Source organism: Solemya velesiana gill symbiont (assembly GCF_002020805.1).
In the GTDB taxonomy this organism is placed as follows: domain Bacteria; phylum Pseudomonadota; class Gammaproteobacteria; order Chromatiales; family Chromatiaceae; genus Sedimenticola_A.
This window is the reverse complement of sequence record NZ_MPRJ01000082.1, coordinates 1-20,336: the sequence shown is the minus strand read 5'-3', so window position 1 is coordinate 20,336 and position 20,336 is coordinate 1. Positions and strand designations below refer to the sequence as shown.

General features: G+C 53.4%; 21 protein-coding genes and 1 other RNA gene. 5 read left to right on the top strand and 17 right to left on the bottom strand.

The features are described from left to right. Positions 1 to 308 precede the first annotated feature (308 nt). The 11 genes from BOW53_RS10925 to BOW53_RS13390 form a co-directional block, all read right to left on the bottom strand. A complete protein-coding gene (locus tag BOW53_RS10925; protein ID WP_078488021.1) occupies positions 309 to 713 on the bottom strand; it encodes a MerR family transcriptional regulator in 405 nt (134 codons plus the stop codon). Positions 714 to 793: 80 nt separating this feature from the next. Further along, complete coding sequence (locus tag BOW53_RS10920; RefSeq protein ID WP_078488020.1) at positions 794 to 1,108, bottom strand: hypothetical protein; 315 nt, start codon at positions 1,106 to 1,108, stop codon at positions 794 to 796. Positions 1,109 to 1,157: 49 nt separating this feature from the next. After that, positions 1,158 to 1,502, bottom strand: a complete 345-nt coding sequence (locus BOW53_RS10915) for a histidine triad nucleotide-binding protein (protein ID WP_078488019.1) — start codon at positions 1,500 to 1,502, stop codon at positions 1,158 to 1,160. Positions 1,503 to 1,543: 41 nt separating this feature from the next. Continuing rightward, the gene (gene recR / locus BOW53_RS10910; RefSeq protein WP_078488018.1) at positions 1,544 to 2,140 is read right to left on the bottom strand and encodes a recombination mediator RecR; all 597 of its coding nucleotides are present in this window, start codon (positions 2,138 to 2,140) and stop codon (positions 1,544 to 1,546) included. Between the two features lie 3 nt (positions 2,141 to 2,143). Continuing rightward, complete coding sequence (locus BOW53_RS10905) at positions 2,144 to 2,467, bottom strand: YbaB/EbfC family nucleoid-associated protein (RefSeq protein WP_078488017.1); 324 nt, start codon at positions 2,465 to 2,467, stop codon at positions 2,144 to 2,146. Between the two features lie 45 nt (positions 2,468 to 2,512). Further along, positions 2,513 to 4,171: a DNA polymerase III subunit gamma/tau gene (gene dnaX / locus BOW53_RS10900; RefSeq protein ID WP_078488016.1), complete on the bottom strand. Its 1,659-nt coding sequence runs from the start codon at positions 4,169 to 4,171 to the stop codon at positions 2,513 to 2,515. 148 nt (positions 4,172 to 4,319) lie between these two features. Further along, positions 4,320 to 4,416: signal recognition particle sRNA small type (ffs, locus tag BOW53_RS10895), an RNA gene on the bottom strand. 317 nt (positions 4,417 to 4,733) lie between these two features. Next, on the bottom strand, positions 4,734 to 5,864 hold the full coding sequence (nspC, locus tag BOW53_RS10890; protein WP_078488015.1) for a carboxynorspermidine decarboxylase: 1,131 nt from the start codon (positions 5,862 to 5,864) through the stop codon (positions 4,734 to 4,736). A gap of 14 nt (positions 5,865 to 5,878) precedes the next feature. Beyond that, a complete protein-coding gene (locus tag BOW53_RS10885; protein WP_078488014.1) occupies positions 5,879 to 7,093 on the bottom strand; it encodes a saccharopine dehydrogenase family protein in 1,215 nt (404 codons plus the stop codon). 171 nt (positions 7,094 to 7,264) lie between these two features. Next, positions 7,265 to 8,179 (bottom strand): response regulator, encoded by a 915-nt coding sequence (locus BOW53_RS13395; RefSeq protein ID WP_245832123.1) that lies wholly within the window; start codon positions 8,177 to 8,179, stop codon positions 7,265 to 7,267. A 30-nt stretch (positions 8,180 to 8,209) separates the two neighbouring features. After that, positions 8,210 to 9,352: a sensor histidine kinase gene (locus BOW53_RS13390; protein ID WP_245832122.1), complete on the bottom strand. Its 1,143-nt coding sequence runs from the start codon at positions 9,350 to 9,352 to the stop codon at positions 8,210 to 8,212. A 426-nt stretch (positions 9,353 to 9,778) separates the two neighbouring features. Between BOW53_RS13390 and gcvA the strand changes: the two genes are divergently transcribed. Next, positions 9,779 to 10,693, top strand: a complete 915-nt coding sequence (gene gcvA / locus BOW53_RS10875; protein ID WP_342748433.1) for a transcriptional regulator GcvA — start codon at positions 9,779 to 9,781, stop codon at positions 10,691 to 10,693. Positions 10,694 to 10,778: 85 nt separating this feature from the next. On the opposite strand, the gene BOW53_RS10870 is transcribed toward gcvA, so the two are convergent. After that, positions 10,779 to 11,477, bottom strand: coding sequence for a sulfotransferase (locus tag BOW53_RS10870; RefSeq protein WP_135607081.1), 699 nt, complete (start codon positions 11,475 to 11,477; stop codon positions 10,779 to 10,781). A 1,013-nt stretch (positions 11,478 to 12,490) separates the two neighbouring features. On the opposite strand from BOW53_RS10870, the gene BOW53_RS10865 reads away from it, so the two are divergent. The 4 genes from BOW53_RS10865 (at position 12,491) to BOW53_RS10850 (ending at position 15,187) form a co-directional block, all read left to right on the top strand. Next, positions 12,491 to 12,838 (top strand): hypothetical protein, encoded by a 348-nt coding sequence (locus BOW53_RS10865; protein WP_078488011.1) that lies wholly within the window; start codon positions 12,491 to 12,493, stop codon positions 12,836 to 12,838. Between the two features lie 15 nt (positions 12,839 to 12,853). After that, positions 12,854 to 13,903 carry a GNAT family N-acetyltransferase gene (locus BOW53_RS10860; protein ID WP_078488010.1) on the top strand — a complete coding sequence of 350 codons (1,050 nt, stop codon included), beginning with the start codon at positions 12,854 to 12,856 and terminating at the stop codon, positions 13,901 to 13,903. A gap of 314 nt (positions 13,904 to 14,217) precedes the next feature. Then, positions 14,218 to 14,529, top strand: coding sequence for a hypothetical protein (locus BOW53_RS10855; RefSeq protein WP_078488009.1), 312 nt, complete (start codon positions 14,218 to 14,220; stop codon positions 14,527 to 14,529). 16 nt (positions 14,530 to 14,545) lie between these two features. Next, positions 14,546 to 15,187: a hypothetical protein gene (locus tag BOW53_RS10850; RefSeq protein WP_078488008.1), complete on the top strand. Its 642-nt coding sequence runs from the start codon at positions 14,546 to 14,548 to the stop codon at positions 15,185 to 15,187. Positions 15,188 to 15,196: 9 nt separating this feature from the next. Here BOW53_RS10850 and BOW53_RS10845 read toward each other — a convergent pair whose 3' ends face one another. The 5 genes from BOW53_RS10845 to BOW53_RS10825 form a co-directional block, all read right to left on the bottom strand. Then, on the bottom strand, positions 15,197 to 15,712 hold the full coding sequence (locus tag BOW53_RS10845; RefSeq protein WP_078488007.1) for an FKBP-type peptidyl-prolyl cis-trans isomerase: 516 nt from the start codon (positions 15,710 to 15,712) through the stop codon (positions 15,197 to 15,199). A 6-nt stretch (positions 15,713 to 15,718) separates the two neighbouring features. Next, complete coding sequence (locus tag BOW53_RS10840; RefSeq protein WP_078488006.1) at positions 15,719 to 16,069, bottom strand: hypothetical protein; 351 nt, start codon at positions 16,067 to 16,069, stop codon at positions 15,719 to 15,721. A gap of 232 nt (positions 16,070 to 16,301) precedes the next feature. After that, positions 16,302 to 18,209, bottom strand: coding sequence for an adenylyl-sulfate reductase subunit alpha (gene aprA / locus BOW53_RS10835; RefSeq protein WP_078488005.1), 1,908 nt, complete (start codon positions 18,207 to 18,209; stop codon positions 16,302 to 16,304). After that, entirely contained in the window at positions 18,209 to 18,691 is a 483-nt protein-coding gene (gene aprB / locus BOW53_RS10830) for an adenylyl-sulfate reductase subunit beta (RefSeq protein ID WP_078488004.1), read from the bottom strand. Before aprB ends, aprA begins: the two co-directional genes overlap by 1 nt. 38 nt (positions 18,692 to 18,729) lie before the next feature. Then, positions 18,730 to 19,572, bottom strand: a complete 843-nt coding sequence (locus tag BOW53_RS10825) for an adenylyl-sulfate reductase (protein ID WP_172838875.1) — start codon at positions 19,570 to 19,572, stop codon at positions 18,730 to 18,732. Positions 19,573 to 20,336: the final 764 nt, after the last annotated feature.

The window sequence follows — 20,336 nt, the reverse complement described above, 5'->3', positions numbered from 1 at the left end:
TAGTCGAGGGAGTGAAGTTCAAGGATGGTGAGCGTGTAGAAAGTGATCAAGAGCAGGGTACTACCGAAGGGGTTGTACACCAGATTTGACTATAGCTCCAGGTGCACCGATTCGCACTCAAACGCTTGTTCGATCTGGTGTATGAGGGAGCAACCCGGCGCTTGAAGTGTGATCCTGAAACAACCCGATCTGCCTTGGTACGGGATTATGAGCGGGCAGCTATGAAAGGTCTGCCTGAATTCCTGCAGGCTACAGATACGAAAGAGAGGAAGTCCGCAGGAGGAAAGTCCAGTGGTCCGGCAAGACAATCACGCCACGGGGAATAGCCACTGATCCTCGAGCTCTTCGAGTGATTTTTTGGCCTCTTTCTCCAGGCCTTTCATCTCGTCGAGCACCACCTTGATATCCTGCAACTGCTGCTCGAGCGTGGCACGATGCTCCTTGATCTTCTCCAGTAGGTAGTGCAGCTGCCCTTTCTTACCGGGATCGGTATCGTAGAGTTCGAAAAGCTCCTTGATCTCCGACAGTGAAAAACCAAGACGCTTGCCACGCAGGATCAGCTTCAAACGCACCCGGTCCCTTTCCGAGTAGATCCTGGTACGCCCTTTGCGCTGGGGAGCCAGTAGCTCCTGGTCTTCGTAAAAACGAATAGTGCGGGGTGTGATGTCATACTCTTTGGAGAGTTCGGAAATGCTGTAGGTTGTATCTTTCATAACGTCTTCAAGAGGACTGTTAGATGACCTGCAAAAAGTTACCTGCGTCCTTACATGTGGAATTGCACCCGTGCCATCTGTCAGGCGTAGCCGTCAAAGCCCAGGATTTTGCTCAACTGCTCCCGCTCTTCGGACTCTTCAAGCGCCCGGTATGCCCGGAGGGCATGCCTGCTGCGGGTACTGTCGCCATCCGCAGCATGCATACGATTCTGGAGCAGCTCTGCCCGGGTTTCAACTCCGGCCCGTAAGCCGGGGTCCAATGTGACCGGCACTTGCTGCTGCCTTGAAGGCTGGCGACTTCCGTCGTCCGAACGAGCAGACTGGTTGATCGGTACCAGCGCCTGTGATACCGACCCGGAGAGAAGCGAACCTGCGATGTGGTCAATTGGCCCCATGGTCTGTCTATTTCAGCCTCGGCAGGAATCCTCAACAGTTGAAGCCCGACTATCCCGGCGGCCACTTCATCGGCCTTCCGCCGATCAGGTGCAGATGCAGGTGAAAAACCTCTTGCCCACCGTCCCGGTTACAGTTGAATACGGTGCGGTAACCGCTGCCTGCTATCCCTTCCTGGCGCGCCACCTCCGTGGCAGCAAGGTAGAGTTTGCCGATCAGGCCTGCATCCACCCTGTTGATATCATTCAGGGTTGCGATGTGACGCTTTGGGATGATGACAACATGTACCGGCGCCTGGGGATTGATGTCCCTGAATGCCAACACTTCCTCATCTTCATAGACCACGTCCGGGACGATTTCTCCGGAGGCCATTTTGCAAAACAGACACTCTTCCATCACATTCCCCTGAATCCTTTGATTATTGGTAGAAGGATAGCTCAAAAATCCTGTCGCCCGGCAAACGCGTGTGAAAGTGTGCCACCGTCAACATACTCCAGGTCGCCGCCCAGAGGAACGCCGTGGGCAATTCGGGTAACACGGATCCCCCGCGCCTTTGCCCTCTCCCCGATATAATGTGCAGTGGCTTCACCTTCGACGGTGGGATTGGTGGCCAGAATCAGCTCCCTGACCTGCTGGTCGGCCAGGCGCTCGGCCAACTGGTCCAGGCCGATCTCCCTCGGGCCGATCCCATCGAGGGGGGAGAGGTGTCCACCCAGCACGAAGTATCGCCCCCGGTAATCAGTGGCCTGTTCAATGGCAACCACCTCGGCCGGGGTCTCCACCACGCAAAGTTGCCCATCGTCACGATGGGTGTTGTTGCACAGGGCGCAGATTTCGCTCTCGCTGAAGGTGCGGCAACGCTTGCAGTGACCGATCTTCTCCATCGCTTCTGCCATCACGCTCGCCAACTGGCGCCCACCCTCGCGATCCCGCTCCAATAGATAGAAGGCCATGCGTTGCGCTGATTTCGGCCCTACACCGGGCAGACAGCGCAGGGCATCCATCAACTGATCGAGCAGGGGCTGTTCCGACATGGATCAGAACGGCATCTTGAAACCGGGGGGCAGCCCCATGCCCGAGGTCAGGCCCGCCATGCTCTCCTGGGTCTTATCCGCAACCCGCTGCACCGCCGAGTTCATTGCCGCTGCGATCAGGTCCTCCAGCATCTCTTTGTCGTCACCCATCAGGCTGTCGTCGATCTCGACACGGCGCACCTCGTACTTGCCGTTGAGCGTTACCTTGACCAGGCCGCCGCCGGACTCGCCGGTCACCTCTTCCTGGGCCAGGCGCTCCTGCGCCTTCTGCATGTCGGCCTGCATCTTCTGGGCCTGCTTCATCAGATTACCTAATCCGCCTTTCATAGGGGTTTCCTCATCTTCGAATTCATATACAAAATAACTCTTGGCTCACTCTTCCACCGGTCGGATCGACTCGGGGATCAAGCGGGCCCCCAATTGCTCCTCCATGGCCTGTACCAGTGGGTCCTCTGTCATAACAGTCTCGGCATCGCGCTGCCGATCTGCCTTGGCCTTGGCCTGGAGCTGGGCCGGCGTCGCGGTCTCGGAGGCCGCGACATCGATGGAGAGTTTTACGGGCGTATTCAGATAGTCACTGAGCGCCTTGATCAGTCGCTGCTCGGAAGTACCCACTTTCATATGCTGATGGGTAGGATCAAGCTTCAGCTTCAGGTTGGAACCATCCCAGCTTTCAAAGGTACAGTTGTTGGCCAACTGTTTTGCAACACCACCCAGCGACATCGCCTCCACCACCTGCATCCAGTCACTGAGATCGACATTGCCCGTACGTACTGCAGGGGCTGGGGCTGGCGCTTCCTCTCCAACAGCAGGTGGAGATTCTACCGTTGCCTGCACCTTGGCTGGTGCCGCGGGGACAGGCCGCCTTTGTTGTGGTGCCGGCCTTGCGGGCTCAGCTTTTGCCTGAGGCTTTGGGCGCGTCGATTCAGCGACTGCCCCTCCACTGTCCGCCGGCCGGAAAGCCAGCATTCGCAGCAGCACCATCTCGAACCCCGCCCGGGGGTCCGGTGCCAGGGGCAGATCACGCTGCCCCATGAGCCCGATCTGGTAAAAGAGCTGTACATCTTCGGCGGAGAGTCTGCCGGCCAGGTCGCGCACCTGCTGTTCGTCTCCCGCACTGTTATCCAGGGCGTCGGGAACCACCTGGGCCAGGGCCACACGATGCAACAGGGCGAGCAGATCCTGCAGGGCGCCACTGAAATCGGGCACCATCTCCGCCAGCTCATGTACCAGGGCCATCACCCGGTCAGCATCGAAATCGGCCAGGGCGTAGAGCAGATCGTGGACCCGGTCCTGTGCAATAGCGCCCAGCATCGCCCGCACTTCCGCTTCCATGACCTGCCCCCCGCCGAAGGCGATGGACTGATCCATGAGACTGAGGGCATCTCGCATGCTGCCATCCGCACTGCGTGACAGCAGTACCAGGGCGGGCACCTCGTGTTCGATACCCTCTTTTTCCAGAATGTGCTGCAGATGCCCCTGGATCTGCTCCAGGGGAAGCCGCTTGAGATTGAACTGCAGGCAGCGCGAGAGTACCGTCACCGGCACTTTCTGGGGGTCCGTGGTGGCCAGCAGAAACTTGACGTGGGGTGGCGGCTCTTCCAGGGTCTTCAGCAGCGCGTTGAAGCTGCTGTCGGAGAACATGTGCACCTCGTCGATGAGGTAGACCTTGTAGCGTCCGCGAACCGGAGCATAGGGCACATTCTCGAGCAGCTCCCGGGTCTGATCCACCTTGGTGCGAGAAGCCGCATCCACCTCCAGCAGATCCACGAAACGCCCCTCGTCGATCTCCCTGCAGGTCGAACACTGGCCGCAAGGGGTAGAACCGACCCCATGCTCGCAGTTGAGCGACTTGGCAAAGATACGCGCCAGCGTGGTCTTGCCCACCCCGCGGGTACCGGTGAACAGGTAGGCATGGTGCAACCGGTCATTGTCCAGGGCGTTGCTCAATGCCCGCACCACATGTTCTTGCCCAACCAATTCGCTGAAGATCCGTGGGCGCCATTTACGTGCCAAAACCTGGTATGACATGGGCTGTATCGAATTCGCCTGTGTTGAAAGTGACAAGGGTGAGAGTTTACCCCAACAGCGCCACCGTTTCACGGTGCAGAAATCACCCTGGCAGATGCCGCAGGCGTTGCTCGACGGAGAGAAATCGGCGCCCCAAACGGGTGGCGGCCCGCACCAGCCACACCCCGGCACACGAGTCGACCGCTGCGGCTGCTCCCTTCCGGGCCTGACCGGGTTCACGGCTTATCGTTGCGAGGGGACCGATGCAGGCCACCATAAACAGGAGACCCCGGGGTTGTCCGGGGTCGAAACCGGGAGGAATTATCCCGTTATGCCCCCAGTGGGTCAACCGATAGTCCCGTGTTGCCAGGAAAATCGGGGTGAATTTTGGGGTACAGCAATTGGATACTCACCAGATCCAACGCCCTGCCCGGAGGATTTAATTCCACCCTGGCCTGTATTCTGAAGTGAGGGAACAGATACGCGACATGTTCGCTTATCTCTCCTTCGTGGATGGCTGAAGGATATGTGCTGAATACACCTTGCAAGCCGATCGCGAATGAATTCGCTCCTACAGTGCCCCTCACGACAGCCGGTTCTTGAAATCCTCGTAGCCGAAGCGGCGCACGATCTTCAACTCATCATCTGAAGTCCAGATCGCCAGCGAGGGAAGATTCACGCCATTGAAGGTCGTATTCTTGACGAAGGTGTAGTGGATCATATCCTCCAATACGATACGGTCACCCACCTTGAGGGGCTCATCGAAGGAGTAGTCGCCTACCACATCCCCTGCCAGGCAGGTATTCCCACCCAGCCGGTAGGTATGGGCTTTATCCCCGGGTTCACCCGAGCCGGTGATCATGGGCCGATATGGCATCTCCAGCACATCGTGCATATGGGCAGCGGCAGAGGTATCAAGGATGGCGATATCCATGTTGTTGTGGACGATATCCAGCACGCTGGCCACCAGCGGCCCGGTACACCAACCCACCGCACCCCCAGGCTCCAGGTAGACCTCGGTACCGTAGCGCTTCCGGAAGTCGCGCACCAGGCGGATCAGCAGGTCGACGTCATAGCCCTCCCGTGTCATCAGGTGGCCACCGCCAAAGTTGATCCACTTCATCCGGGGTATCCACTGGCCGAAACGCGCTTCGAATGCTTGCAGTGTACGTTCCAGACTGTCGGCACCGCACTCGCAGAGGGCATGAAAATGGAGCCCCTCGATACCCTCCAGTTCCTTGGGACGGAACGTCTCGGGGGTCACTCCCAGACGCGAGGTGCTGCCGCAGGGGTTGTACATATCAGTCTCCACCTCGTCCACCTGGGGATTGACCCGGATACCGCAGGAGACCCCGGCGGACAGCACCTGCTCGCGAAAACGATGCCACTGGGAGAAAGAGTTGAAACTGAGGTGATCGGCCAATTCCAGGATGCGCGGCATCTCTGTATCAGTGTAGGCCGGCGCATAGACATGCACCTCCCGTCCAAACTCCTCGCTGGCGAGAAGGGCCTCGTTGAGAGAACTCGCGGTGCAGCCCTGGAGCACCTCCCGCACCATGGGGAACGTACTCCACATGGCGTAGCCCTTCAGGGCCAGGATGATCCTGCCACCCGACGCCTGCTGGACGTGGGCCATCAGCGCCAGGTTGTCCCGCAGCCTGGTCTCTTCCAGTACATAACAGGGTGTTGGTACCCGGGTGATGTCCAGCGCCATATTCGAGACCCTGTTTATCCCGGGAGCGAGTCGATGTCGATATCGGTCTCGATGTCAGTCCAGGGCAAACCATACTTGTTAAGCGCCGCCATGAACGGGTCCGGATCGAACTCCTCCATGTTCCAGACACCGGGACGCATCCACTCCCCGGTCATCATCAGCATGGCACCGATCATAGCGGGCACTCCGGTGGTGTAGGAAACTGCCTGTGCGTTGGTCTCCTTGTAGCACGCCTGGTGGTCGCAAATGTTATAGACATAGCGGGAAACCGGCTTGCCGTCCTTTCTGCCCTTGGCGATGACACCAATGTTGGTCTTGCCCACGGTGCGTGGACCCAGGGTTGCCGGGTCGGGCAACAGCACCTTGAGGAACTGGATCGGCACAATCTCCCTGCCCTCGAACATGATGGGCTCAATGGAGTCTAGGCCAATATTGCGGAACACCTCCAGGTGTTTCAGGTAAGCATCACCGAATGTCATCCAGAAGCGCATACGCTTTACCCCGGGAATATTCTTGGAGAGCGACTCCATCTCCTCGTGGTAGAGCAGGTACATTTTCTTCTCACCCACCTGCTCGAAAGTGAAGGTATGATGGAACTCCATGGGTTTGGTCTCCACCCACTCGCCATTCTCGTAGTATCGGCCGTTGGCGGTCACCTCCCGTATATTGATCTCAGGATTGAAGTTGGTGGCAAAGGCATACCCGTGGTCACCGCCGTTACAGTCCATGATATCGACATAATCGATCTGGTCGAAATGGTGCTTCAGCATGTGCGCGGTAAAGACATTGGTCACGCCGGGATCGAAACCGGAACCCAGCAACGCCATCAGACCCGCCTCTTCGAAGCGTTCACGATAGGCCCACTGCCATTTGTACTCGAACTTGGCCTCGTCCAGGGGTTCGTAGTTGGCGGTATCCAGGTAGTGCACGCCGGTCTCGAGGCAAGCATCCATGATGGTGAGATCCTGGTATGGCAGGGCCACGTTGACCACCATCCTGGGCTTGATCCGATTGATCAGTTCCACCAGCTCCGGAACATTGTCGGCATCCACCGCAGCGGTCTGGATCGCGCGGCCTGTCTTCTCCTGGATTTCACCGGCAATCTGATCGCACTTGGACTTGGTGCGACTGGCCAGGCAGATCTCAGAAAACACCTCGGGAAGCTGGGCGCATTTATGGGTCACGACACGGCCGACCCCGCCGGCACCGATAATCAATACACTGCTCATCTCGATACTATTCCTGTTCAGGGGAGGTGATGCTGCACCGGAAGAAATCGCCGGTAAACGGGGGAATTTACAGGGCGATCCGATGCTGCGCTCAATGCGCGGAATTATAGTGCCAATTGACGGGCCAGCGAAACAGAAAAGCGCGTGTATTTCAGTCTGTACTTACACGCTTCAGCGCTGCATTGCACACTGCTTCAGAAGTGCATCCAGGTAAGCTGCATCTACCGGTTTGACCAGAAATTCGTTCATGCCCGCCTCCAGGCACTCATGCTCCATCTCCCGTGTAGCATTCGCGGTCAATGCGATGATCGGAAGCTTTTTCTCCCCTGACTCCATGGAACGATAGGCTTTGGTGAACTCGATACCGTCCATATTCGGCATACGCACATCGATCAGTGCCAGGTCGAAGTTTTCTACACCAATGGCATCCAGCGCCTGCTGTCCATCCATGACGCGGGTCACTGAATGCCCCGCCTTGGTCAACAGCGCCTCGATCAGCATGGCATTGATGTTATCGTCTTCCGCAACCAGTACATGGCATCGCTCGCCATTGGCCACAGGATTCAATAGGCTGACGTCTTCCTGGTCACTGATTTGCCCCCCCTCGGTGCCAGGCCTTAACAGCAGACACATCGACTGCCACAAGTCTATGGGGTCAAACGGCTTGTTGATGATGTGCACATCACAAGTTACTTCGATATGGCGACTGGGATAACCCAGGTAGAGCACGGCTTCAGCATCGGGAAATTGATGCCGCATCTGCTCTACCCTTTGGCTCAGGTCACTCGTGTCCAGGGAATCAGCCAGGAGTAACATGTCAACCTTATTGCCATTGAACTGTTCCATGGTTCCAGGCTGCTCTTCATGTTTCCCAAATACCCGGACCTGCATCCCCGCTTCTACGCAAGCACGCAACAATACGTCACAGCTCTCTCCATGGGGCTCGGATATCGCAATCGTCCTGCCAGAAAGTTCGGCCGGCGGCTTTGGCGTGCCCAGCAGGTCTTTATCCAGGCAAGGCAACTTGATCCAAAAACTGCTGCCCTCCCCCTCACTGCTGCTGAACCCGATGGAGCCACCCATCATCTCTATCAGATCACGGGCGATTGCTGTACCCTATCCACTACCACTGAACTGGCGGGTGCGTGTTGAATCGGCCTGCCAGAAACTATCGAACACCTGCTCCTGTTTCTCCCTGGGAATCCCGATACCCGTATCCCGGACCGCGACCTGCAGCAGCTTTACACCATTTCCGTTGTCTTCAACCATATCCACACTGACTGCCACATGGCCGGATGAAGTGAACTTTATGGCGTTGCCGATCAGGTTATAGAGCACTTGGCGAAACCGCAGTTCATCAAGTTTCACCTGGGCCGGTACATCCTGGGTGAACTTGCATATCACCTCTACCTCCTTATCGGTCGCCACAGCGTTCATGCCACGGCAGGTGTCCACCACGGCGTGACGGAGCGAGAATACCTTGGGGTTTATCTCCAGCCTCTGCGCATCGATTTTACTGAAGTCCAGCACATCGCCAATCAGCGCCTCGAGCACATTACCCGTCGAAGTGATCGAGTTGACATACTCACGCTGTTCCCGGTCCAGTTTGGTGGTAGTGAGCAGACGGGAGAGACCGATAACACCCGACAACGGGGTCCTCAACTCGTGGGTCATGGCGGAAAGAAAGTTGCCACGGGCCCTGTTGGCCGCCTCAGCGGCCTGACGCGACTTGTGCAACTTACGCAACAACATCACCTGGTACAAAGGCAGAATAATCAGACCAAGAATCAGGAAATTGACGTAAAAGGCGTTGTGCTGCCAACCATTCATCACCAGCGCCACGGTGGTATAGCCCACGATGCTGGCCGCACAGGCAAACAACAGGTAACGGATACCAAAGCGTGTTCCCTGGGAGATGAACGACCATAGATAGATCAGGAAAAACGGACTGATCGGATCACCGCCGAGATAGATACAGAAAGAGGTGCCACTGACATCCGAAAGCGCTCCGAGGTATTGCCGATACTGGTTGAGTTTGGGCTTCCGGACAATACGGACCAGGAGCCCTGTGAACCACAGAAAATGGGCACCAAAAAAGATATAAAACTGATCCCAGGTGAAGGGGAAATAGCCACTGTCCCCACCGAGACCGATGAAGCCGATCATTACCCCCCACGCAATCAACCGCAGAATGGAGGACTGGAATTCATTATTACTACGCAACGAGCCAACGGGATGCTCGTCATTGAGATTGGTCATTAATGATTAACCCAAGAACTAAAGATACTTACCGAAGTACTCTTATTCCTTTTTTTGCACGGTATATAAGCGCAAAATCATATCACAATGGAATGATCAAAAGTCTGGGGCTACGCCAAAGGTGGCTGCACAACGCGACTCCCGGCATCCATGCCTCCCGCGACATCAGCACATCCCTGTAAAAAAACGGCAGACTAGGGAGTCTGCCGTAACCAAAACGCAATAAGGTTCAAAGGAGGAGGATTAAATGACTGTTAAAACTCGCTAACAGATCATCGAATGAACGCCTTTCACAGATGAAGAGAACGTTCCGCTCTGAAATTCCAAACTGTGACTTTGCAACACAGGCCAGTATTTCAAAACACGGTTACATACTAGTTTGGGGGCCACACCTTCACAAACGATCATTTTTCACGATATAGTTGAATAATTCTCATCTATTGGAGAGCAGATATCAGACGCCTACCCCCCCTGAATGCACTGCGCAGCTTTGAAGCAGCTGCACGTTTAGGCAGCTTTAACAGGGCAGCAGAGGAACTTTTCGTCACGCCATCTGCTGTCAGCCACCAAATAAAATCACTTGAAGCATTTTTGGGCGTCCCGCTATTTCGACGGGAAAATCGCCGGACTGTCCTGACTGCTACAGGGGAGAAGTATTTTGATGCTGCAGGTCACGCCCTCGATGAGATCGGCATTGCCACACGCCGCCTGATCGCCTCCCCGAATACCAGCGCAGTCAATATCAGTGTCGTACCCGCCTTCCTTACCCGCTGGCTGGTCCCGCGAATCCGCGATTTCCAGGAACTGCACCCGGATGTTGAGCTGCGCCTCAGTGCCTCTACCGGCCTTATCGATTTCGCTCATTCAGATACGGACATGGCCATCTATTTCGGCCACGGCGAGTGGGAAAATGTCGATGCCCATTTTCTCAAAAGTGTCACACTGATCCCGGTGTGCAGCCCAAAACTGCTGGAGGAAACAGTTCCTCTCGACACCCCCGGGGATCTCCAACGCCACACCCTCCTCCAGGTAGCAGACCGGGAGGATGAATGGAGCCGTATTCTGAAAAAAGCCAGCATCGTACATATTGCCGATATCAAGAGCATCACCCTCTCCAGCACGTCTCTATCCATAAGCGCCGCCATGGAAGGTGCAGGCGTTGCATTAGCGGACCTCAGCCTTGTTGAGCGGGAGCTGGAATATGGCCAGCTAATCATTCCCCTGGACATCAAGCTTGAGACCCGGCGTGCCTTCTACCTGGTATACCAGCAGAACCGGCAACTCACCTATGCGATGCAGGTGTTTTACGATTGGGTGATGGAAGAGATTCAGCAGGGCTAGAAAACAAGGCAGGGGTTAATAGCCGGGGGGATCACTTATCAGCCAGCAAAAAGATGAGATCCATTAATTCACCGACCACTATCCATCACTGCCAGCTTCTTGGCGGGGGCTTTCTGAATAACAGTGGAGCCACTGCTGCATATATAGGCTGGACTATCTTGTTATAGAAATATTTAAAACGGAACGAAAAACCCGGCCTTATGGCATTGGCTTTGTTTTTATGCGGAAAAGAATCGACAACCGATTCAATACCCAAAAAATCTTCCAGCTTTTTCACCGCACCCTCTTGCGTACAGTCGATCACAAGAAGGTTTTCCATTGCGTTGTTTTTCTCGAAGTAACTGACTACATCATTGAAGTGCTTATTGTAGTAATCAACATGCTCACTCTTGAAACCATGGGGATAGTATCGCCCATAAAGCTTTTTATGCTTGTTTTTCAAGGGATGTGCATATCGGTTATGACGGCAGATACTGTTATACCAGCCCCCTCCGTCCCGTATGATGGTAAGGATATATTTGGCATCTTTACCATATTCAGAAAACAGGAGTTGATACATTAAATGTGTTGGAACATCGCAATAGAATTCACCTGTTTGATAAAAATCCAACACATCCGACAACTCTCCCCGGATATATGACTTGAAGGCAGATGAAGTTCGCCCGTGAGCATCAAATCCATTTGCCTCCATAAACCTCAACAAGCTCGTCAAGCATGTTTTTGGAAGCCCGATGCAAAATACACGTCGCTTGGGCTTGTTTTCCGCTTTATCTGTGGGAGCCATATATCAACCCGACCGCTACGCGATAACATCGCAAGCTCGTTACCGCTCCACAGTCGCCTCCCAATGACTACACGCCGTGTTCGGATGCCTACTTTGCTTCCCCTCTAGCATGCTGTGCACACGACGGGCAAGCAGTGCGGCCTCACGGCTACCGGGACTAACCGCATCGGCTTTCAGCCTTCCATGGCGGTCAGCGGTTGAAAATATCCTGAATAAGCCCAACTGGGACTGTGAATTGTATGGTGGTGAGAAAGGGATTTGAACCCTCCCCTCCCTTATTAAAACCCGGAGAACTCGGCAAGCGCCGGCAATTTAAAAAACAGGTAAATAAACAGAGAGAGAACCAGGGTACATAATTCATTCCGTCGCCTTGCCATCACCTCTCCGGTGATATTCAAGCACACGGAATTTTCCCTGCTGTTCTGTGGAGTTCTGAGATGCCGGCAGCCTTACCCGAAAGTGGCTGTCACTGTTCGTCAGGCCGAACAATCGCCTACCAGCGTCTTTTTGTGGTGGGAATTTCCCGTCGAGAAGGGAATAAATATAGAAGCTGGATTAATGGCCGTGAGCCTCAAGAGGCTGCACGGCCATTAGACTCACGGGCGTTTCGGCGTGGTGTATTTGACTTCTTTCTGGAAAGATTCCCAAATAGTCTCGTAGCCAACGAAGCCCTTTTCATTAGCCTCTTTCTGACGAGTCACGAGGAAACGTGATTTGCCTTCAGGAACTTTAGGTCTGGTCGTAGGTTGTCCGCTCATAAATCACCTTTGGTTTGAAAGTCGAGACAGCCACCACACGGATTTGCAGTTGAAAACTCTCTCGACACCATAAATTCGATTCTTAGGTGTCAGAATTATATAGCAGCAATTTTTAGGTGGCCAGCGATTAGAAGCGTGGGGGATTTCAATTTTTTTTTAGTGCCATTTAACACACTTATCCCTGCTTTTAGTGGCCATTTCCGCTAGAATCGCCGGGTTTGTAATATTCGCACACCTTGCAGAGGAGCATCCGCTATGCCGCAGTATATATTCGTCTACTTGGGAGGGGAATACCCTTCCACCCCCGAAGAAGGACAAAAGCATTTCGAGAAATATCACGAGTGGCTGAACTCACTTGGAGATGCAGTGGTAAGCCCCGCGATACCCTTCAAAGATACGCACACCGTACAGCCTGATGGCACCACCTCACCTGGCACCACTTCAGCCATGTCCGGAATGGGCATCATGAGAATGAACTCCATGGTAGAGGCCCTTGCGGCCGCTCAGTCCTGCCCCTTCCTGGAAATCAAAGGCACGCTTGAAGTATCCGAATTGATCGATATGACAGGCAGTCCTGAAGACGCCAGCGGATCGGTTAATTAGGCCCCAGACACAGCAATGGAGTTCGTCTGCTACACCGCTTGGGATGAATTGCCGGAAAGTGCCAATGCCCTTTTTGAAACCGCAGGAAAAAAGAGCATATTTTTTTCGAAGCTGTGGTTCGAAAATCTTCTGAAAACCGGGCTCAGCAAGGACGAAACCACCTTATTGGCCTGTGTGATCGATAAGGATGAAGTACTTGCCGTGCTCCCACTGTCGCCGCGAGACGGGGAGAACTACCAATCCCTGAAGCATTTATACACATCGCTCTCTACCCTGCTACTCGGAGAGAGTCGCCGGGATGAGATCCTGGCATGCCTGGTTGAGGGCTTACGGCAATTACCAGCCCGTTCCCTGCAACTGGACCCCATTGCAGAGGACGACACCAACCTGGATCGCCTGCAGTTGGCCTTGGAATCGTCCGGATATGCCTGCCATCGCTATTTCCGTTTCCACAACTGGATTCATAAGACACGGGGGGAGTCGTATTCAGATTACATGGCAGCCCGCCCGTCCAGGGTACGCAATACCATTGCACGAAAAAAGCGTAAGCTCGAGCGCGAGCATGGTTACCAGGTTCGTCTTTTTACAGGCGACAATCTGCAACAGGGGCTGACAGACTACAATGCTGTCTATACCGCCAGTTGGAAGGCAAACGAGGTGTTTGAAGGGTTCATAAAAGGGCTCGCCGAACACTTGTCAAAACCCGGCTGGTTAAGGCTCGCTATCCTCTATGTCGAAAACAAGCCCGTTGCCGCCCAGTTCTGGTTTGTGGCACATGGCAAGGCCAGCATCTTCAAACTGGCCTACGATGAAGCATGGAAACAATATTCGCCCGGCTCCATTCTCATCGCTTACCTGATGGAATATGTTATCGATACTGACAAGGTCGAAGAGATCGATTTTCTGACAGGCGATGATGCTTACAAACAGGACTGGATGTCAGAGCGACGTCAGCGCTGGCGCATGAGTTGCATTGACAATTCCCCCTCAAGAGGCAGGGATACAAATCTCCTAACGGCAACCTGGGGAGTGCTGAAAAGGCTAAAAGAGAAGGTGTATAATTAGCCCTTTCTTATTAACCTGGCGATGGAATATATCGCTTTCAGTGTTTCAAGCATGCACTTGATCAAGGTGCGGCTCGTAGGTAATAGTCGCTCTATTGGCAAGAGCCGCAACGCAGGGCAAGGGCATGCTTGAAGCACCTAACATATTGCCCCTAAACGAAGAAAGGCATCCGTGTGTTTGTCGCCAGGCTACGTTATCAATACTTGCTGTAGGAGTGCTACAGTGGCGTATTGATGCCTTGCTGGCGACAAACACACGGATGCTGAAAGTGACATATTCCGTCGTCGGGTTAATGAATTTGGCAGAAACTCACAATGCAACAAATACTTGATATCGAGAAGTACGAAGAGCTTCAAAGGATCTTCGTTCGCGAGCTCGTCGAGCAGATCCGTTTCAAACTCGCCAAGGGCGGGGTCAGCGGCGAGGAATTGCATGATTTGACGCTTGAGATCGCATTCAGCGTCGCCAGTACCATTGACGACCAGGCGATTATCGAACAGGAAGGCACCAGGGTTCATCCCTTTCTCGCCTTTATCGGCGATGAGTACGAGATTATCCATTGCGGCGAAAACTCTTACGCCCATGAGCTAGTGTCCGACGTGGTGAAAGAAGTTTTCAACAGATAAAAGTTAATACGCCGATATGACGACAAAGCTCATACAGAAAGATCTCTTTAAAGGCAGCCAGGAATTCGAACTGGTCGACGATCATGTCAATGTTCGTATCAAGGCGCCATTCAAGAAAGAAGAGACATTGACAGTCATGCTGACAGTACTCGATCCCGAGCCTGTGATCAGCAAATCACTCCTCCATTTCAAGAGTCGCGTAAATGGTGAGTCCCTCATATCACTCTACCTGGAAAAGCCAAACACGGAGGAGTTCAATGCATTTGTCAGTGCACTAAAGCAGAGGGCATTCGAAGAATTCAACGCATTTGCCGGGCTTCAATCGACCCGCATGCCCACAGGGGAAAGTCCGAACGCGTTTGAAGAGCCGCCGGAGTTTGACGACCCTGACCAGAACCGCTTAAAGAGAAACCTGAAGCATATTAATGTCGCAAAGATCGACGATGCGATCCAGATGCTCAATACGCATCTCGAATCAGAGCAGACAGCGCCCTTGATCTCAGCACTGGAGAAGCTGAAAGAAGAGCCGGAAAATGAACATCGCCTTGAACAGGTGCTCCATGCATTCAACGAGTTAGGGCCAAACCAGGGGGCTGTTTTGACCTACGCACCCTATGTCAGCATCCTACTGTACGACGATCCATTCAGCAATCAGTAGAAAAGGCGGCTAGATCGGCACAACCTTATCGGGATCGAAATCGATATCGGGTCCGTTAACCACCTTGGTACCCGCCTCGATCTCCTCCAGGGTCGCATCCCTGACTGTCAGGATCTCCAGCCTGAAGATCAGATCCCTGCCACAAAGCGGGTTGTTGCCATCAACGGTCAGGGTCTGGTCATCCATGCGGGTTACGATGAACTCCCTGGGCTCACCCTTCTCGTTTTCCATCAGGATCTTGGTCCCGACTTCCCGGTGCTCTTCCGGCACGTTCTCGATACGGTCGGTAAAAACCAGCCCCTCATCTCGGGCGCCGTAGATCAGGTTGCCATCAATGGGAACCTCGATGATCTCACCTTCGGAACGTCCCTCGAGCTGGTCGGTGACCATGGTTGCGAGCACCTGGTCTGCGCCATGCACATAACTGATGGGAAACTCGACAGTTGAAAGAACCTGGCCGGTCTTTTCATCGAGAACCTTGTAGTTCAGTTCAACAAGCTTGTTTTGCTGTATGGTCTCTTTCATGGCTACTTAGAAAATCGATGCTGCAAAAATCTTGACTTCGCCTCTTTCGTAACCGAGCACCATTCTGCCCAGCCATTCACCCGGCTTCTTGGTGCTGCGCACCCGAAACAGGAAAGAGACATGTTCGCCACGACGGATAAAGCCCAGAAAATCGTAGTTAGTGTCGAGGCTCCGGGTCAGATCGCTTTTGGCAAACTGGTTACCCACTTCCACTTCATTCAGACCCCGCAGCAGATCAGTGGAAAAGTTCTGGATGAATTTTCCGTACTGCCCCTTGTTGGAGTACTTGATCAGGTCTTCCCACCAGGGGGTCCCGATTGCCAGAAGCTCTTCATCTGTCTTGTCAATAATATTCATTTGCAGCTCGTTAACTTAGAGGGGTCGGAAATTCTACGACATCTAACCAAAAGGCAAAAGCCCCCGACCAGAATCAGTTCCCTACCACCAAAACTGTGCTGTACATTGACGTTTCTCTATTTATTCAAGAAATGCAATAACATACAAATAAAAAGAGGCCAGCAATAATATTGGCCTCTTATAATTCCAAACAGGAGCCCCTAAGGAACCCCTGCCTGGTATTTTTATTGGCTTACTTGCCTTCCGTAGCTTTCAGTTCAGCCAAAGCTTTGTCCTCGATATCACCAACCAAGTGGTACAGAGGAGCTTTTTCCATCGTGTATTCGCCAGTCTGAGGATCACGACGAGAAACGGTCAGTACATGCCAGTTCTCATCATCAACCTTCATGTGGTCACCACGGTAGTAGTAACCAGGCCAACGGGTTTCCTCACGGAACAGGGTGTGATGGATAACCGCTTCAGATGCAAGGTGACGATGCTTCAACTCCCACGCACGCAGCAGTTCGTGGATGTTCTCAGCAGCCACCTTCTCCAGATCCTCTTCGAGGGTCTTCATCTTCTTCAGACCGATGTGCAGCAGCTTCTCGTTGGTCATGTAGCTAACAGTTACACCACCAGCGTACTCGTCCATCAGCTTCTGCAGGCGATCCAGGCCCTGACGTGGGTTGATGTAGTTGGGGTTAACGCTACCGGCAACGATCTCGTTACGGTATACCTTGTAGTGCTCCATGGGCTTGTAGATCTCTTCGCGACGGCGATCGATCTGCTCCTGGGAAACACGAATACCCTCGGCCTTGCCATCATCGATGTAGGCGCAGGCAGCCTTGGCAGCCAGACGACCTTCGGTGAAGGAGCCGGAGGAGAAGGCGTGAGGAGTACCACCAACAGCATCACCAGCACCGAACAGGCCTTCAACGGTGGTCATACGGTTGTAGCCCCAGAAGTACTCATCAGGAGAGATATCTTCAGGTCCGGAGCACCACGCACCACAACCGGTAGCGTGTGAACCCATTACATAGGGCTCAGAGGTGGTCAGCTCAGGGTTCTCATACTTGGGGTTAACGTCGGTAGCGGCCCACAGAACAGCCTGACCAACGGTCATACCCAGGAAGTTGTGCCAACCGATCTCTTCGAGATGCGGATCCTGGAACGCTTCCATGGTAACCATGTGGATGGGACCCTTACCAGAGTTCACCTCGTGGATGAACGCGTGGTTACGCAGACAGGTAGGAATGGGGCGGTGAGATACGTGGGACGCTTCGGTGTCCAGGTATGCCTTACCAACCATCTTTTCCAGAGCGGGGAACCACTTGGATTCGTACTCTTCACCGTCGCAGTTCTGGGTATAGGTCTTCAGGTGCAGGAAGTAAGCACCTACAGGGCCGTAACCGTCTTTGAAACGAGCCAGTACGATACGGTTTTCCATTTGGGTCATCTTGGCGCCAGCGCCGATCATCAGACCGTAAGCGGAACCGGAAGACCAAGGGGCGTACCATACACGACCAGCACCCTCACCTACGGAGCGGGGCTTGAAGATGTTGGAAGCACCACCGGCACCTACGACAACGGCCTTGGACTTGAATACGTGGTAATCACCGGTACGTACGTTGAAGCCAACAGCTCCGGCAACACGGTTCTCTTTGCCATCGTCCATCAGCAGGTGGGTTACACAGATACGGTTGTAGACCTTGTCAGCAGACTTCTTCGCAGCTTCAGCTACGAGAGGCTTGTAGGACTCACCGTGGATCATGATCTGCCAGCGACCTTCACGCAGGTACGCGCCGGTCTTAGGGTTGCGCATGACAGGCATGCCCCACTCTTCGAACTGGTGAACCGCGGAGTCAACGTGACGAGCCATATCGAACAGCAGGTCTTCACGAACCATGCCCATCAGGTCGATACGAGCGTAACGAACGTGATCTTCAGGGTTGTTCTCGCCGAAGCGGGTACCCATGTAGCAGTTGATCGCGTACAGACCCTGTGCAACAGCACCGGAGCGGTCGATGTTCGCCTTTTCAGCGATAACGATCTTCTTGTCTTTACCCCAGTAGCGCGCTTCGAAAGCTGCGCCGGTACCGCCGAGGCCAGCACCTGCAACCAGGATATCGATATTGTCTTCTACGATAGTTTTGTAGGCCATTAGTAGTACACCCCTTTTTCCATATGCAAGCCATTGGACTCAAGGGTGTGGATATCACCATCGTCCATACGAATGTATTTAGGTTCGTTGTACAGCAGCTGGCTGTTACGCATTTCCTGGCTGGGCGCAGGTGCATCCGCGAGCTGAGGAATGTGCTTACCCCAAGGCTTGGTGGTAATGGGCGCCAGCAGATTCAGGTCAGTCTCGCCGTTGCGGGACTTGATGCGCCAGGCGATAACACCCTTCTCCTCGTCGCGGATCGCTCGTACAGAGTGACCCAGGGGGGCGAAGTCTGCATAACCACGAACGTCAATCGCGTGGTGTGGGCAGGCTTTAACACAGGAGTAACACTCCCAGCACATGTTTGGTTCGATGTTGTATGCACGGCGCAAAGTCGGGTCGATGTGCATGATGTCCGAAGGACAAATGTCGACACAGTGTCCGCAGCCGTCACAACGAGTCATATATACGAAAGTTGGCATATCAATCCTCTCTTAATATGTTGAGTAGTTGAAACGACTCAGTAGTGGTTTGGAGACTCGCGCTTGATGCCGAGGCCCATGTTAGGTGGGTTGGTACCCATGTATTCGGGGATATCCGGATAGCGTGCGTGAATAGCAGGATCGTTCATTTCGCCTACATCCGGGAGGTTCTCCTGGGAACCATCGGCCTTGGTGATCTTCTTCTGGTAAGCCGCAGCCGGCTTGAAGAACATGTGGGCAAACTTAGACCAAATTACACCGCCGAACAGTACAGTGGCGGAGATGACAAACAGACCGAAGAACAGCATGTTCCAACCTGCAAGACCAGCACCTGCAAAAGACCAGATCAGTGCAAAAGTGACGGTAGCCAGCAGAGAAACGATGAACAGGTCAGCACGTACAAGGCGAGCCAGAGGCGCACCTTCTGAGTAACGATCTACACGGATAAGGAACCAGAACCAGTAACCGCCGATGGCCACCATTGCAGCACCCAGGTGCCACAGCATGGGCCAGATACCAGCTTCAGCAGCAGTCGGATAACCAAAAATCAGGGTTGCCGTGGAGACAACGAAGATAATGAATCCGTACATGAGGAAGAGGTGAGAAACACGACGTGCCGGATTGCAGAACTCGGACGAGGTAATAACCTCGCTGGCAACAGTCTGAACAGCAAGTGAAACTTTTTCACCACTGCTGACAGTGCGTTTTGCGTTTTTTTGGGCTTTCTTTGAATTTTCAAAGAAGTACTTGGCACTTTTCTTGTGCACCATGTCGAGGACAACGCCCCCGACTACCAGAATCACCATCAGAATGACGTACATCTGCATGATTTCTGGCGAGATGGATCCAGATAGCTCGCTGAAAGGGTTGGTATTAATCATTGGTATTGATCTCCTTTGTTCCAGGCAGAGATGATAATGATAAGAACCATCAATTCTAATCAACATTCCTTGTTTCGTTATTAGTACTACTAATAAGCATTTCTTAATGCTCTTTATTAGTGTTATTTCCAATACTAAATATCTAATAAATACAGTGATAAAGCTGGCGCACTTGACAGAATTTCCAGCATCGGACGCTAATGATTCTCAATTACCATTCGTTGCTGATAACCCCATCAAAAAGTTCACACGTTTTATTCTGAGTTCTTCGGATTTTTAAGGGTACATCCGACAGGTTCTTCCACGCCTTGCAAACCGAGACTCTGCATGTGGGATTTATGTTGAACACGGAAATCACCAGGTTCCATTTTTTTGCCACATGCTCCTGATGCTCATGCATTTTTTACCGAGCCGAAGGGTTCTCACCAAGGCCTCCACTCCCCTGAATAATGCTGGCTATACACTACTGACCGGTATCAAGCACCCGCCAACGGCACTATTCACCTGATAACTGCGCAACAGGAAGCGTTCATGGCGAAAACAACGCAAAGGAGCAAAGCCATGAACCACCCGAAATTCACCTGTAACCACATCAATCAGAAGCAACTTGCCGAACGATGGGACTTATCCCAGCGTACCCTCGAGCGCTGGCGAGCCATTGGCTGGTGTTGATTTGCAGTTAAAGCTGACCCAGGTTTTGCATCTAATATTGACCCGCCTAGATAGCCGGATTATGGCCTGAGATTACTTTCTTTTTCCAGTTT